This is a genomic window from Candidatus Binatia bacterium (assembly GCA_036382395.1).
Classification (GTDB): domain Bacteria; phylum Desulfobacterota; class Binatia; order HRBIN30; family HRBIN30; genus JAGDMS01.
Genome location: DASVHW010000032.1, coordinates 1 through 13,121, shown reverse-complemented (window position 1 = coordinate 13,121; position 13,121 = coordinate 1). Strand labels below are relative to the sequence as shown.

The following is a 13,121-nucleotide window of genomic DNA, read 5'->3' as shown; positions in this document are numbered from 1 at the left end:
GCGGCGGTCGCCGCGCCCGTGCATGCGGTGCGTCTGTGGGGATGGTCCGATCGGCGTCTGTGGTCGGTGCCGCTGCTGTGGATCCTCTTCACCGGCTACGGCTGGGTGGTCATCGGCTTCGCCCTCGAGGCCCTCGCGGCTGCAGCGGTGATCCGGCCGCAGCTGGCCGTGCACGCCTTCACGACTGGAGCCATCGGCGCGTTGACACTCGGCATGATGGCACGCGTCGCGCTCGGGCACACCGGTCGGCCGCTGCGCGCCGCGCCGCCGGTCGTGGCGGCGTTCGTGTTGGTGAATGTCGCTGCGCTGCTCCGGGTCTTCGGCACCTGGTGGCTGCCGGACGAATGGTATCTGGCGATGGTGGTCGCGGCAGGCGTGGCGTCGGTGTCCGCCTTCGTGCTGTTCTTCTCAGTGTACGCGCCGATTCTGACCAGGCCACGGACAGACCGGCTCGAAGGCTGAGCTGGCAATGGCGGACCGTCCTGCACCCCGGTCGCAGCGCCCGGCGGCCCGCCTCTCGGCCATTTGCTTTGCCGTTGCCTCCGTCTTCTTCCTCTGCGGTTGGGGGCTGGCCTCGATCGCCGCGCCGCACCTGCTCGACTTCTTCTACCAACCGCGTCCGCTGGCCGTCACCCACACGTTCACCCTCGGTTGGGTCAGCCTGATGATGATCGGCGTTCTCTACCAGTACGTCCCGGCGTTGACGAAGCGGCCGCTCGGCCTGCCCGCGCTCGCACCCTTTCAAGTCGGACTCTTCGTCGCTGGGGTGGTCGGGCTGGTGTCGCACTTCTGGCTCGGGGCCACCGATGCAACGGCCTGGAGCGCCGCCATGATCGCAGCGAGCGTGCTCCTCTTCGCCGCCGAGATCGGACCATCGCTGCTGCGCGCTGAGCGCTGGGATGCCACCGTGCTGGGCATCGGCGTCGCCCTGCTCTGCTTTGTCGCCACGGCACTCCTCGGCTTTCTCTTCGCGCTCGACAAGGCGTGGTCGTTTCTTCCGGGCAGTGTGCTGACGAACATCGCAGGGCACGCACACCTGGGCTTGCTCGGCTGGATCACCCTCACCATCTGCGCCGTGTCCTACCGGATGGTGGCCGCGTTCCTCCTGCCGACCGAGGTCTTCCCCGTGAGCGCCCGCCGGCAGATCGCGCTGTTGTCGGGCGCAGTAGTAGCGCTGGCGGTGACGCTCATGTGGCGCACGAATTGGGTGTGGCCCTTCGCGCTGGCGGTGCTCGCGGCCATGGGGTGGTACGGGCTGATCATTGGCCGTTTGCTGCGGACGCGGCGCATGCCGGTAGACTGGAGCATCTGTCACGTGTTCGCCGCACTCGCGCATCTCGCGGCCGCCGCGGTCTGTGGCATGTTGCTGCTGTTGTCGGTGGATCCGGTCGGCGCCAGCGGAAACCGGCTTGCCGTCGCCTACGGTCTCTTTCTCCTCATCGGCTGGACCTCAAACTTCATCGTCGGCGTCGGCAGCCGGATGCTGCCTGGTCTCATCGGCGCCGGCGCCACGCCGCTACTGTCGCCGGTTGCCGCGGGCGCCGTCTTCGCGCTCCTGAACGGAGGCATCGCTGCGGCGGCGGCAAGCGCAATCGCGGGTGAGACGGCAGCCTTTCGCTGGTCGTGTGCCGCTCCCTTTGCCGCGGCCGCCCTATTCGCGGCGGCGCTCGCCCAACGCGTGCATACTCTCTCCCGCACTCAACGGGCCTGATATGCACCACGTGCGTGCCGCTATCGCAGGTAGGGAAATCGTCACCGTCGCGAACTCCAGCTTTTGTCTCCATTGGGTGGCGGTACGCGCGACACTGCGCTATCCAGCATGGGAGACGCCGTGACTGCTGGTACTATGTGTCCGCGAGATTCGACGGAATCTGCGTTCTATAGGAAGCGAGAGATGACGAAGCCGGGTCTGACCGTGGACCGCAGAGGAGTCTTTTGGGGAGCGCTGGCCGTGGCGGTTGCCCTCGTGCTCGGCGCGCTTGGAAGCGTTGGTCTGCGGTCAAGAGCCTTTGTGCTGTTGCTGCTGGCATTGCTCGCGGTCATGACGCGCGGTGCCGACTACGGCGGGCGAATGGTCTATGACTACAATGCTGGGGGCAACGCGTGTGGTCAGCCGATTGACTTCACCCGGTGAGGTTGGATGTCGAGAGTGCACTACCGCGCGCCAACCAGCCGGACTTCTTGATGCGATCGAGGAGCAGGTGGAAGTAGAGAAAACCGGCGTATGGCTGCCAGCCGGCGATGGCGCGGCAGACGCCGTCATAGTCGAGCGGCGCGCGCCGATGGAGGAAGCGTGCCAGGTTGTTGCGGGCGCCGACATCGTCGCCCGGGAAGGTATCGAGGCGTCCGAGGCCGCGGAGGAGAACGTACTCTGCCGTCCAGCGGCCGACGCCGTGCAGCGCATAGAGACGCGCGAGCGCTTCCTGATCATCCAACGCTGTCACCCCCTCGAGGTCCAGCCGCCCGTTGGCCAGCCCCGCACTCAGCTCAATCAGTGCGCGCGCTTTGTTTGTGCTGAACCCCAGCTCACGTAGCGCCAGCGGCGAGAGTGCCGCAAGATCTACCGGCCGCGGGAAGGCGTGCTGAACGGCGCCGTCGCCATCAACCGCCGGCCCGAACCGCTCCGCCAAGCGGCTGAGCAGCAAGATGCCAACGTGCAGCGTGAGTTGCTGACAGGCGATCCCGTTCACGAGCGCCTCGAACACGGTCGGGAACCGCGGCGGCTTCACGCCGCGGAAGTGCTGCACCAACGGCTTGATCCGCTTGTCACGCGCCGCCAGTCGGTAGAAGGGATGCAGGTTGAGCCGCAAACCCAACATGCGTTGCAGCATGATCGTGGCCGACTGCTGCGCGCCTGGCGGCAGCCGCGCCGCGCTTAGCTCGACGTGCAAGCGGCCATGCTTGAGGCCGCCCGTTTGGGAGACCGCCACTGCCACGGGCTGACTATCGATCACCAAAACGCGCCGGTACGTGGTCCCATCCCACATGTCGATGGTGTTATTGGGCCGGCGACGCAGCGCCCAGGCCGTGAGGTCGAGCCGGAACGGGGGGACCGGCGTGAGCGAGAACGTGAGATGATCCAGAAGTGCAGCCCTCCGCTCGGAGCTGCTGGGCTCAGTTCGGTTCACTTCTGCAGCGCACCAGGCTGGTAGGTCCCGACGGGTTTGCGGAAGCTGACCGCCAGACGATTCCAGCCGTTGATGGCGATGATCGCGAGCGTGAGGTCCACCAGCTCCTTCTCGCTGAAGTGTTGCCGCGCCCGCTCGTAGACATCGTCGGGAACGTGGCTGGTCGGCAGAAGCGTCACTGCCTCGGTCCAAGCCAGGGCGGCACGCTCGCGCGCCGTGAAGAAGGGCGCCTCGTGCCATACGGCCACGGCGTACAGGCGCTGCTCGCTCTCGCCGGCAGCACGCGCATCCTTGGTATGCATGTCGACGCAGAAGGCGCAGCCGTTGATTAGCGAGGCCCGCAGCTTGATCAGCTCGATCAGCGACGTCTCCAAGCCGCAGCGGTGGATGTACCGTTCGAGACCGAGCATCGCGGCGTACCCCTCGGGTGCAACCTTCACGTAATCAATCCTCTGATCCATTTGGGCCTCCCTACAGCTAGGGCACGCTCGTGGCAGGCCGTGGGTGCTCGATGAAAGCGCGGACGGACGGCCGTTGCCATTGGGTCGCGGCGAATGCCTGAATCTTCGCGGGCAACGGCTGCCCGTTGAAAATCAACCGGTGCAGCATGAACGCCAAGTCACTGTCGGCGATCGACCAGGTGCTGAACAGCGATGTTGCGCCTGCCGGAATCAACTGGTCGACCACCTGGAGGAGCTTCTCGACCGCTGCGGTGGCCGCCGCACTCAACGCGGGCAGTGACCGCGGGTAGAACATCGAAGTGGTCGGCCGTTCCTTGCGCAGCGCCGCCAAGTCCGTACGCAGCCACGCGAGCACCTGCCGTGCCCGCGCGCGTTCACGCATGTCGGCCGGAAGCAGACGCGGATGGGTTGGCGGCGGAAACCGTTCCTCGAGATACTCGACAATGGCGCTCGATTCCGACAGCCAGAAGTCGCCGTCAACCAGCGTCGGTACCTTGGCCGTCAGTGAGCGCTGCCGGTACTCCGCCTGTCGCTGCTCGCCTTTGTCGAGCGCCAGCGGCACGGTGTCGAAGGGCAGGCGCTTCTCCGTCAGCGCCACGAACGCCGTGAATACGTACGGGCTGTCCCACAGATTTTCGGTGTACAACTTGAGTCGCGCATTGCTGGTCATGGCTCTCCCTTTCATCCATCAAGATCGCTGCCTGTCCGCGTGTGTCGGCACCGGAGATGTCGCTGCGAGGGGCTGGTGACGGCACCGGTCGCGCGCAGGCGTTGCTCAGCGCTCGGCCGCAACTGTTATCTCAAAGTCTCCGCCTTCCCAGCGCTGGGCATCAAGCCAGAAAAACGTGAATCGCACTCTGCGGTCGGGTGGCAACTGATCGGTCGACAGATCCGCGAAGTGTATCCCTCGTCCGGTGTCCGTCGTCGCGGTCTGGTGCATGGTCTGCCAATCGTCCAGGCTCCAACGCACCATCGCACGCGTCAACACACCAGCGCGCGGCTCGTGAATGTGGGAGTGGTCCAGTTTGCGGTCAGCTTCCGCTTCACTTTCCAAGTGCGGCGCCGCAACTGCTCCGCAGGGATTCATAGCGACTTCAGGTACTCGATGAGATCGCTTTTCTGACTCGAGGTCAGGCCCAAGCCGAAAGAGCTGTTGTAATGATCGACCACCGCGGCCAGCGTGGGGAAACGCCCATCGTGGAAGAAGCCGCCCTTGCTGTGGGTCCAGAGCCCTTTGAGCGGCGCGGTGCGGTAGCCCCGATCAGGGGCGCGACTGGCCTGGAAGTCGTCGAGACCCATTTCCTCTGGCGTGTGCATGATCCACCCCGGCTCGGTGAACAGCGGCGGCACGTGACAGGTGGCGCAACGGCCCGGGGCGCTGAAAACCGCCGCCCCGCGCGCCGCGGCTTGTGGATCGAAACTCCCAGACGGCGGCGTCGGTGCGGCAATGGCGAGTTGATAGAAGTGGAGCGCGGCCAGTTTGGAAGTAATGTTGTCGGGCGTGTTCTGGATGCTGGCGAACCCTGCCTGCGACGCGATGGGGAATTGCGTGGCGTTGTTGAGGCGCGCATCGGAAAATGTTCCTTGGCCGTGCATTTCGATATTGGCGACAAAGGCGTTCCAGTACGTGACCGAGCCAAAGCCCGTCGACGTAGCGAGGTTGACGCCCGCCAAGCCGAAGGCGGGCGGGATCAGCACTGCGGACGATCCCCCGTCCGGACGAAACCCCTTGCCGTCCAGGAGGAGCTGGGCATCGAACTTGCCCGGCCCCCAGGCATTCAACACGGTGCGCACCGTGCCTTCATCGACCTTGAGGAGCTGCGCAACGGCGGACAGATCGGGAGCCAGCGCGACAATGGCGCCGACGTTCAGGTCACGATTGGCCCACCCGTCCAGCCGCTTGCCGATGCCCGGGGAGAACGCGTCGTCGACCGTCGAGTGGCACAAGGCACATTGGATGCCCATCGACGTCAATTTCCCGCTGGCGTCGAAAAAGCCGGTGACACCGACGACGGCATTGAGCTTGAGCAATGCCAGCGTCGTCGCTGCATCGTTGAGGTCGGCGGTCCCATTCTTGATCTGGGCCTGCACGTCGTTTGGCAGCGCGTCGCTATCGACTTTCAGGCCGACAGACAGCGCGCTACGCGGACTCACCCCCGACCCAACGCCGCCGTGGGCGGAGCCGGCAATCGCCTGATGCAGCTTGATGGTGGCGCCCCAGAATGTCTGGTCACCGAAGGTGTCGGAGCGGAACGTCTGCCGGCCTTCGTCGATCAGTTGATCGGCATGAGCATGAACCGCATCCTGAACCGGCGGACTCACGGGCTGCGCCTGCGCATGGTCGTCGTCACCGCAACCGGTGCACAGGGCGAGCATTCCGACACCCGCCAGCGTCAGCACGAGCGGCGAAGATGGGCGAATCGATCGAAGTTCCATGTGCGATCTCCTTGCGGGTTATCCCCGCAGTTTCAGGATCGAGCCCTGTACAGGTTGCATCTTTATGGGATCCATCAGGGTGGCTCACGCTGCCCGACGGACCCGCTCGTCCCGCCGCTCCTCGACGCGCACCTCCGCCGTGTCGTGCACCTCGGTGAGGCGTGCGAGCGTGAGCGCGGCTACCGCCAGTACAACGTCGCGCACAGCGATGTCGAAGAATCCGGCGAGGACGAGGTTTACGGCAATCAACGTCAGCCAGCCGGCGGCGGCGTAACTCCCGATCACGGTCCAGCGCGTCAACACGGCCAGGCCCACAAGGACCTCGACGATGCCCACGGCGTAGAGGAACGTCTGTGGAGAGACGGGGAGGAGCGAGCGGGCGACCGGTCCGACGTACGCAGACCAGTCCGTCAGGAAATACGTAAACTTATCGAGCCCGGCCAACAGCGGGAGAAGCCCGAAGCTGACTCGAAGAGCGATGCGAGAAGACTCCAAACGTGCGATCGTATCGTGCATGGTATTTTACCTCCTGCTAATATCGAGTCCCGAACCTGATTTTGGTTCCCGGAAATTTCACGAATATCGAAAAGAGGCCGTTTCTCGGAACCTTTTCGCGTCTGGAAGCTCTATTGAGATAAGATGCGTAAGTCCAAACAACCAAGGAAGGAGAAGGAGCGAATGCAGGTAGCCGCACTCGCGACGGCCGATCTTCTGGCTTCGGGAAGTGGCCTCAGCGATGAGGAAGTCGTCGCCCGCGTTCGCGCCGGCGACACACCGTTGTTTGAACTGCTCATGCGACGGCATAACCAACGCCTGTATCGCGTGGCGCGCTCCATTCTTCGCGATGAAGCAGAGGTCGAGGACGTTTTGCAGGAGGCTTACGTGAGCGCTTTCACGCATCTCGACCAGTTCCTGGATCGTGCACGCTTTTCCACTTGGTTGACGCGAATTGCGGTGCATGAGGCGCTCCACCGGAGCAAGCGCAAGCGCCGCTTTGCGGGCTCTGAGGAAGTCGTGGACGGCCTCGAATCACCCGACGCCGGACCCGAAAAGCGCGCCTTCCACGGGGAGCTCCGGCAGATCCTCGAAGCCTCGATCGACCGCGTGCAGGAAGGCTACCGAACGGTCTTCATGCTCCGCGAGGTCGAGGGACTCAGCACGGCCGATACGGCAGCGTGTCTCTCGATTCCGGAGGAGACTGTCAAAACACGGCTCCACCGCGCCCGCCAGCAGCTTCGCCGTCAGCTCGACCAAGCGCTAGGCACGACGGTGAAAGAAGCGTTTGCCTTCGGATCCGAACGCTGCGATCGGCTCGTCGCAGCGGTACTTCGACGTCTCGCAAGCGCTGATGCGCGGTAGCCGGCGGGCGGAGGTGTGCAGCCTTCTCGAAACGCTTTCGAGCCCTCTCGTGTGAGGTCGCGACATGGACCCGCGGCCTCAAGCCTGCCGGCCGCGATCTTGGACCCGCAATTCCCGCCGCCGACAAAGCACAGGAGACGGGATCGGTGGAGCCGCTGGTGAAGAGGGGGCATCGCGTTTTTGTCCGTCGTCGGGTACGCTGCCTTCGAGAAAATGAACACGGCGCTCACGGTTCACCGGCTGCACTTCGCCTTCACCGTCACCTACCACTACCTCTTTCCCCAGCTCACCATGGGCTTGGCGGCGCTGCTGGTGATTTTCAAGACCTTGGCGCTGCGCCGCGATGACGAGGTCTACGACCGCTGTGCCCGCTTCTGGGCGCGCCTTTTCGGTATCAACTTCGCTCTCGGTGTCGTGACCGGCATTCCGCTGGAGTTCCAGTTCGGCACCAACTGGGCCGCCTTTTCGCGCGCGGCCGGTGGTGTCATCGGGCAGACCTTGGCGATGGAGGGGGTGTTTGCCTTCTTCTTGGAGTCGAGCTTCCTTGGCCTGTTCCTGTTCGGCGAGCAGCGCCTGGGGCGCTGGGGACATTGGTTGGTGGCGGTGTTGGTGTTCGTGGGCTCGTGGCTGTCGGGCTTCTTCATCGTTTGCACCAACGCCTGGATGCAGCACCCCGTGGGCTACCGCCTCGGGCCTGATGGGCAGATCCTGCTCGAGAGCCTGTCGGGGCTGCTGCTCAACCCGTGGGCGTGGTGGCAGTACGCGCACACCATGAACGGCGCGCTGATCACGGGCTGCTTCGTCGTCGCGTCGGTGGGCGCGTTCTATCTCCTGAGCGGTCAGCACGAGGAGGATGCCCGCCGATTTCTGCGGGTGTCGGTGGTGGTGGGCGCCGTGGCGACGGTGCTGCAGATCTTCCCGACGGGCGACTTCCAAGGGCGACTGCTGGCGTACCATGAGCCGGTGACGTTGGCGGCCATGGAGGGGCTCTTTCGCACCGAGAACGGTGCGCCACTGGCGATTCTCGGCCAGCCCGACATGGAGAATCGACGCCTCGACAACCCGCTGGTGGTGCCGCGGATGCTGAGCTTCTTGACCTTCCGGCGCTGGCTGGCACAGGTGAAAGGTCTCGACGCGTTTCCAGAAGTCGACTGGCCCGACAACATCCCACTGCTCTACTACAGCTACCACATCATGGTGGGGCTGGGGACGTTCTTCATCGCCATCATGCTGACGGCGGCATTTCTGCTCTGGCGTGGGACGTTGTTTCGCAGCCGCTGGATGCTGTGGGTGCTACTCCTGAGCCTGCCGTTTCCGTACATCGCCAACACGGCCGGCTGGACCACGGCCGAGCTGGGGCGGCAGCCATGGGTCATTTACGGCCTGATGCGTACGGCCGACGGCGCCTCCCCGATGGTCGTGGCCGGCAATGCGCTCTTCACGTTGATTGGCTTCGCCGGCCTCTACGCCTTGCTGAGTGTGCTCTTCCTGCTGCTCGTGTATCGCGAGGTCGCGCGTGGCCCGGAGGACGAAGCCGTGACGGGGGCAGGTTGAGATGGCGACGGTGTGGTTCTGCCTGCTGGTCTTCATGTTTGCGATGTATGTCGTCCTCGACGGCTTCGATCTCGGCGCGGGCGCGGTGGCGTTCCTGGTGGCACGCACGCCGGAGGAGCGGGGGCAGGTGATCGGCTCGATCGGCCCGCTGTGGGACGGCAACGAGGTGTGGCTGGTGGCCGCCGGCGGGACGCTCTACTTCGCCTTTCCGGCGCTGTACGCCGCCAGCTTCAGCGGCTTCTATCTGCCGCTGATGTTCGTGCTGTGGCTGCTGATCTTGCGCGGGATCGCGATCGAGTTCCGCGGCGAGATCGCCAATCCGTTGTGGATCGATTTCTGGGATGTCGTGTTCAGCGTCTCGAGCCTGCTGCTTGCGGTGCTGCTGGGCGCGGCGCTGGGCAACGTGCTACGAGGAGCGCCGCTGAACGAGCAGGGCTGGTTCTTTTTGCCGCTGTGGACCAACCTGCGCGTCGGGCCGCAGGCGGGCATTCTCGACTGGTACACGGTCATCGTAGGTGTGGCCGCACTGCTCTCCCTGGCGCTGCACGGGGCGCTGTGGCTGGCTCTCAAGACTGAAGGAGCGGTCGAGGCTCGCGCCAAGGATGCGGCGCGACTCGTCTGGGGCGGCGTTTTCGCGGCGACCATCGTGTTGGCGGTGTTGACGCCGTGGGTGCAGCCGCACGTCGGCGAGCGCTTCACGAGCCAGGCATGGGGCTGGGTGTTTCCGTTCTTGGCGCTTGCCGGTCTGGTGTGGGCACGACTACGACTGACGCAGGGGCGAGCCCTGGGAGCGTTCCTGGGCTCATGCGCGTATCTGATCGGGATGCTGGCCACGGCGGCCTACGGTCTCTATCCCTACGTTCTGCCCGCCACGACTGGAGAGAGCCGTGCCCTGACGGTGATGAATGCGGCCGCCGCCGAGTACGGTCTCCGCATCGGCCTCGCCTGGTGGATCCCCGGCATGCTGCTGGCGACCGGATACTTCATCTACGTCTACCGCAGCTTCGCCGGCAAGGTGCGGCCCGAGGGCAACCGGTACTGAGGCCGATTTCATGCCCGGACCCATTTGTCGTTTCCTGGCTGAGGATCACGTGCGTTTGGATGGCCTACTCCGGCGCGCCGTCGCCGATCCGGCGCACATCGATCGTGCCGCCTATGCCGAGTTCCGCGCCGGCCTGCTCAAGCACATCGGGATGGAGGAAAAGATCCTGCTTCCCGCAGCGCAACGGGCACGCGGCGGTGAGCCACTGCTCGTTGCTGCCAAGCTGCGGCTCGATCACGGGGCCATCGCGGCGCTGCTCGTACCGACACCGACTCCTGCCATCGTCGCCGCCCTGCGCAGGATTCTCACCGACCACAACCCGATCGAGGAAAACCCTGGCGGCCTCTATGAAACCTGCGACGAGATGCTCGCCGCTGAGGCGGACGAAATCCTGGCCCGGCTGCGCGCCGTACCGGATGTCCGGGTGAACCCGCATGTCGACAGTCCGTTGGTCTTCAACGCCACGCGCCGCGCCGTGGCGCGCGCAGGCTACGACCTGGAACTGCCGGAATGAAAGCCATCACGACTCCGGTGCGCCGAAGGTTCATGATTCCTGTTGCTTTGCGAAGCAACAGGCTAGAAACCAGTAACCCCTCAGTCTTGGTGGCGCTTGGCCTCTCGGACGATGAATCGTCCCGTCAATCGAGACTCCCTCTCCCGCGCATTAGCTCAGCGCGGGAGAGGGTTGGGGTGAGGGTGCAAGCTTTCGCCGCGTCAGGCTGGCGCCCTCACCCTCCCCTCTCCCACGCGGAAAAAACGCGCGGGAGAGGACACCAAGCCACGCCACCGAGACTGAGGCATTACAGAAACCAGGAGTCCGTAAAGGAGGCCGTGGTATGCGTGCTGCCGTGATGCGGAATGCCGAACTCGTGGTCGACACCCTTCCTGACCCGGTCCCACGCGAGGGGGAAGTGCTGGTCAAGACATTGGCCTGCGGGATCTGCGGCTCGGATTTGCATGTGCTCAAGCACGCCGACAAGCTGGTCGACGTCGCCCGAGAAATGGGCGCGCCATTCACCATGGACCTGCAGCGCGATGTGGTGATGGGGCACGAGTTCTGTGCCGAAGTCGTCGAGCTGGGACCAAACACGACCGCGCCAGCCCAACCAGGCGAGCGCGTCGTCTCCATGCCGGTAGCGTTCCGCAGCGGCGCGATGGAGGCCATCGGCTACTCGAACGAGGTCCCCGGCGGTTACGGCGAACTGATGGTGTTGTCGGCTGGGCTCCTCCTGCCGGTTCCGCACGGCCTGGCGACGGAGCATGCGGCGCTGACCGAGCCGATCGCGGTGGGTGTACACGCGGTCGCCAAGGCCCGCCTCGAACCCGGCGACGCATCGCTGGTGATCGGTTGCGGGCCGGTGGGGTTGGCCGTCATCGCCGCGCTCACGCTGCGCGGGGCCGAACCGATCGTGGCGTCGGATTTCTCGCCGGCGCGGCGCGCGCTCGCCGAGCGGATGGGCGCTCATGTCACCGTCGACCCCGCCGCGCGATCCCCATTCGACGCCCTGCGGGAAGCGGCGGATATGCGCCCGGCGGTGATCTTCGAGTGCGTTGGCGTCCCCGGGCTCATGCGTCAGATCATGCGTGACGCGCCGCTCGGCGCGCGGTTGGTGATTGCTGGCGTCTGCATGCAGGACGACGTGATTACGCCGATGTTCGGCATCAACAAAGAGCTGTCCGTGCAATTTGTCCTCGGTTACACGCCGGAGGAATTTTCGAGCGCCCTGCAGGCGATAGCCGACGGGCAGATCAACGTGGCACCGCTGGTAACCGGCAAGGTGGGCGTCGAAGGCGTTGTGCAGGCGTTTGCGGCCCTGGCGAACCCCGACGCCCACGCCAAAATCCTGGTCGAGCCGTGGCGGAGCTGAGGGCTGGAGCAAGTCGGCCGACTTACCCGCGTGCGTTCGATCAGGTGATTCCTGGTTTCCGAGAACACCTCCAGAACTCCCCTCATTCAGAGTCTGTCGATTTTCGCCCAGCGGACACCCCTCGATACGCCGTCAGAAAAGGGCGGCTACTCGGGGCGAGCGGTTCCATATTGATTTCAGAGGGTTTTCCCCGTTCACCCCGAGTAGGCCCCATTTTCTCAGGGGCCGTATCGAGGGGCGGCTCGCGTTCATCGACAGTCTCTATTAACAGGGGGAACCCTTCGTCAGCGGTCAGCTGCGAACGGGAGCTGCGGGGTCTCCGTAGGCTGAGAGGATGTGAGGAAATTGGTACGAAGGCAAATGAGAGTTCGTCAGCACACTCTGTGTGAGCGGCCGAAGGTCGCCAATGGTGGTATAGGCTTCCAGCCTGTACCAGTGAACGTGCGGCCGCACGGTCGCCGGGGGTTCGTACAGGCTGGAAGCCTATACCACCGGCATTGCGCCTCTTTGGCGCAACCCAAGGCGGAATCGCCGTGGTCGCGGACCACGCATTTCCTCACAGCCTCTGAGTCGTCGAGCTGACAGCTAAGTTATGCCTCACATCATCGGTACCGCCGGGCATATCGATCACGGCAAGACCGCGCTCATTCGGGCGCTGACCGGCCAAGAGACCGACCGGCTCAAAGAGGAGAAGGAACGCGGCATCTCCATCGACTTGGGATTTGCGTACCTGGACCTTTCCAACGGCGAGCGCGTGGGGATTGTCGATGTGCCGGGACATGAGCGCTTCATCCGCAACATGCTCGCCGGCGCACACGGCATCGATCTGGTGCTGTTGGTTGTCGCGGCGGACGATGGGGTCATGCCGCAGACCGAAGAGCACCTCGATATCCTACATCTCCTGGGCGCGTCACATGGCGTGGTGGCGATTACCAAAGCGGACCTGGTCGACACCGCGCGCCTCGCGGCCGTGCGGGAAGAGATCGAGATCTTGCTTGCCGGCACCACACTCGAAGGCGCGCCGATGATTGCGGTGTCCTCGGTAACCGGGCTGGGGTTGAGCGAGTTGCGACGGACCATCGAGGCGCTCCTGGCGGGGTACACGCGCCCCGAGTCCACCGGCTATTTTCGCCTTCCCGTTGATCGTGCCTTTGTGATGCACGGGCATGGCGTAGTGGTGACGGGCACCGCCATCGGCGGCGTGATCCACGCCGGGGACATCGTGCGTCTTCTTCCGGGCAGCGAGGAGGCACGCGTGCGCACCGTTCAGGTG

14 protein-coding genes are annotated in these 13,121 nt (G+C 64.8%); 9 read left to right on the top strand and 5 right to left on the bottom strand.

Translation table 11 applies throughout. The features are described 5' to 3' along the window. The 3 genes from VF515_01800 to VF515_01790 form a co-directional block, all read left to right on the top strand. On the top strand, positions 1–462 hold a 462-nt coding region (locus VF515_01800; GenBank protein ID HEX7406360.1), incomplete at its 5' end, for an NnrS family protein. A gap of 7 nt (positions 463–469) precedes the next feature. Then, complete coding sequence (locus VF515_01795; GenBank protein HEX7406359.1) at positions 470–1,711, top strand: hypothetical protein; 1,242 nt, start codon at positions 470–472, stop codon at positions 1,709–1,711. 183 nt (positions 1,712–1,894) lie between these two features. Continuing rightward, a complete protein-coding gene (locus VF515_01790; GenBank protein ID HEX7406358.1) occupies positions 1,895–2,134 on the top strand; it encodes a hypothetical protein in 240 nt (79 codons plus the stop codon). On the opposite strand, the gene VF515_01785 is transcribed toward VF515_01790, so the two are convergent. The 5 genes from VF515_01785 to VF515_01765 form a co-directional block, all read right to left on the bottom strand. Continuing rightward, on the bottom strand, positions 2,124–3,128 hold the full coding sequence (locus VF515_01785) for a DNA-3-methyladenine glycosylase 2 family protein (protein HEX7406357.1): 1,005 nt from the start codon (positions 3,126–3,128) through the stop codon (positions 2,124–2,126). The two genes, VF515_01790 and VF515_01785, sit on opposite strands and share 11 nt — an antisense overlap. Further along, positions 3,125–3,589 (bottom strand): carboxymuconolactone decarboxylase family protein, encoded by a 465-nt coding sequence (locus tag VF515_01780; protein HEX7406356.1) that lies wholly within the window; start codon positions 3,587–3,589, stop codon positions 3,125–3,127. Before VF515_01780 ends, VF515_01785 begins: the two co-directional genes overlap by 4 nt. Before the next feature lie 16 nt (positions 3,590–3,605). Further along, on the bottom strand, positions 3,606–4,259 hold the full coding sequence (gene yfcF, locus VF515_01775) for a glutathione transferase (GenBank protein HEX7406355.1): 654 nt from the start codon (positions 4,257–4,259) through the stop codon (positions 3,606–3,608). Between the two features lie 413 nt (positions 4,260–4,672). After that, a complete protein-coding gene (locus VF515_01770) occupies positions 4,673–6,025 on the bottom strand; it encodes a hypothetical protein (protein HEX7406354.1) in 1,353 nt (450 codons plus the stop codon). Between the two features lie 84 nt (positions 6,026–6,109). Beyond that, the gene (locus VF515_01765) at positions 6,110–6,541 is read right to left on the bottom strand and encodes a hypothetical protein (protein ID HEX7406353.1); all 432 of its coding nucleotides are present in this window, start codon (positions 6,539–6,541) and stop codon (positions 6,110–6,112) included. Between the two features lie 162 nt (positions 6,542–6,703). On the opposite strand from VF515_01765, the gene VF515_01760 reads away from it, so the two are divergent. From VF515_01760 to selB, 6 genes are all read left to right on the top strand, one after another. Then, positions 6,704–7,384 (top strand): RNA polymerase sigma factor, encoded by a 681-nt coding sequence (locus VF515_01760; protein HEX7406352.1) that lies wholly within the window; start codon positions 6,704–6,706, stop codon positions 7,382–7,384. Between the two features lie 213 nt (positions 7,385–7,597). Next, positions 7,598–8,938 carry a cytochrome ubiquinol oxidase subunit I gene (locus VF515_01755; GenBank protein HEX7406351.1) on the top strand — a complete coding sequence of 447 codons (1,341 nt, stop codon included), beginning with the start codon at positions 7,598–7,600 and terminating at the stop codon, positions 8,936–8,938. 1 nt (position 8,939) lies between these two features. Further along, positions 8,940–9,980, top strand: coding sequence for a cytochrome d ubiquinol oxidase subunit II (gene cydB / locus VF515_01750; protein HEX7406350.1), 1,041 nt, complete (start codon positions 8,940–8,942; stop codon positions 9,978–9,980). A 10-nt stretch (positions 9,981–9,990) separates the two neighbouring features. After that, on the top strand, positions 9,991–10,494 hold the full coding sequence (locus VF515_01745; protein ID HEX7406349.1) for a hemerythrin domain-containing protein: 504 nt from the start codon (positions 9,991–9,993) through the stop codon (positions 10,492–10,494). Between the two features lie 322 nt (positions 10,495–10,816). Further along, positions 10,817–11,848 carry a zinc-binding dehydrogenase gene (locus VF515_01740; GenBank protein ID HEX7406348.1) on the top strand — a complete coding sequence of 344 codons (1,032 nt, stop codon included), beginning with the start codon at positions 10,817–10,819 and terminating at the stop codon, positions 11,846–11,848. Positions 11,849–12,440: 592 nt separating this feature from the next. Beyond that, positions 12,441–13,121 (top strand): selenocysteine-specific translation elongation factor (selB, locus tag VF515_01735; GenBank protein HEX7406347.1); only part of this gene is annotated, 681 nt, incomplete at its 3' end.

What these genes read in the sequence shown, in the direction of transcription:
- VF515_01795 (HEX7406359.1), top strand. Translation starts at nt 470, where the DNA reads ATGGCGGACCGTCCTGCACCCCGGTCGCAGCGCCCGGCGGCCCGCCTC.
- VF515_01790 (HEX7406358.1), top strand. Translation starts at nt 1,895, where the DNA reads ATGACGAAGCCGGGTCTGACCGTGGACCGCAGAGGAGTCTTTTGGGGA.
- VF515_01780 (HEX7406356.1), bottom strand. Translation starts at nt 3,589, where the DNA reads ATGGATCAGAGGATTGATTACGTGAAGGTTGCACCCGAGGGGTACGCC.
- yfcF (HEX7406355.1), bottom strand. Translation starts at nt 4,259, where the DNA reads ATGACCAGCAATGCGCGACTCAAGTTGTACACCGAAAATCTGTGGGAC.
- VF515_01770 (HEX7406354.1), bottom strand. Translation starts at nt 6,025, where the DNA reads ATGGAACTTCGATCGATTCGCCCATCTTCGCCGCTCGTGCTGACGCTG.
- VF515_01765 (HEX7406353.1), bottom strand. Translation starts at nt 6,541, where the DNA reads ATGCACGATACGATCGCACGTTTGGAGTCTTCTCGCATCGCTCTTCGA.
- VF515_01760 (HEX7406352.1), top strand. Translation starts at nt 6,704, where the DNA reads ATGCAGGTAGCCGCACTCGCGACGGCCGATCTTCTGGCTTCGGGAAGT.
- VF515_01755 (HEX7406351.1), top strand. Translation starts at nt 7,598, where the DNA reads ATGAACACGGCGCTCACGGTTCACCGGCTGCACTTCGCCTTCACCGTC.
- cydB (HEX7406350.1), top strand. Translation starts at nt 8,940, where the DNA reads ATGGCGACGGTGTGGTTCTGCCTGCTGGTCTTCATGTTTGCGATGTAT.
- VF515_01745 (HEX7406349.1), top strand. Translation starts at nt 9,991, where the DNA reads ATGCCCGGACCCATTTGTCGTTTCCTGGCTGAGGATCACGTGCGTTTG.
- VF515_01740 (HEX7406348.1), top strand. Translation starts at nt 10,817, where the DNA reads ATGCGTGCTGCCGTGATGCGGAATGCCGAACTCGTGGTCGACACCCTT.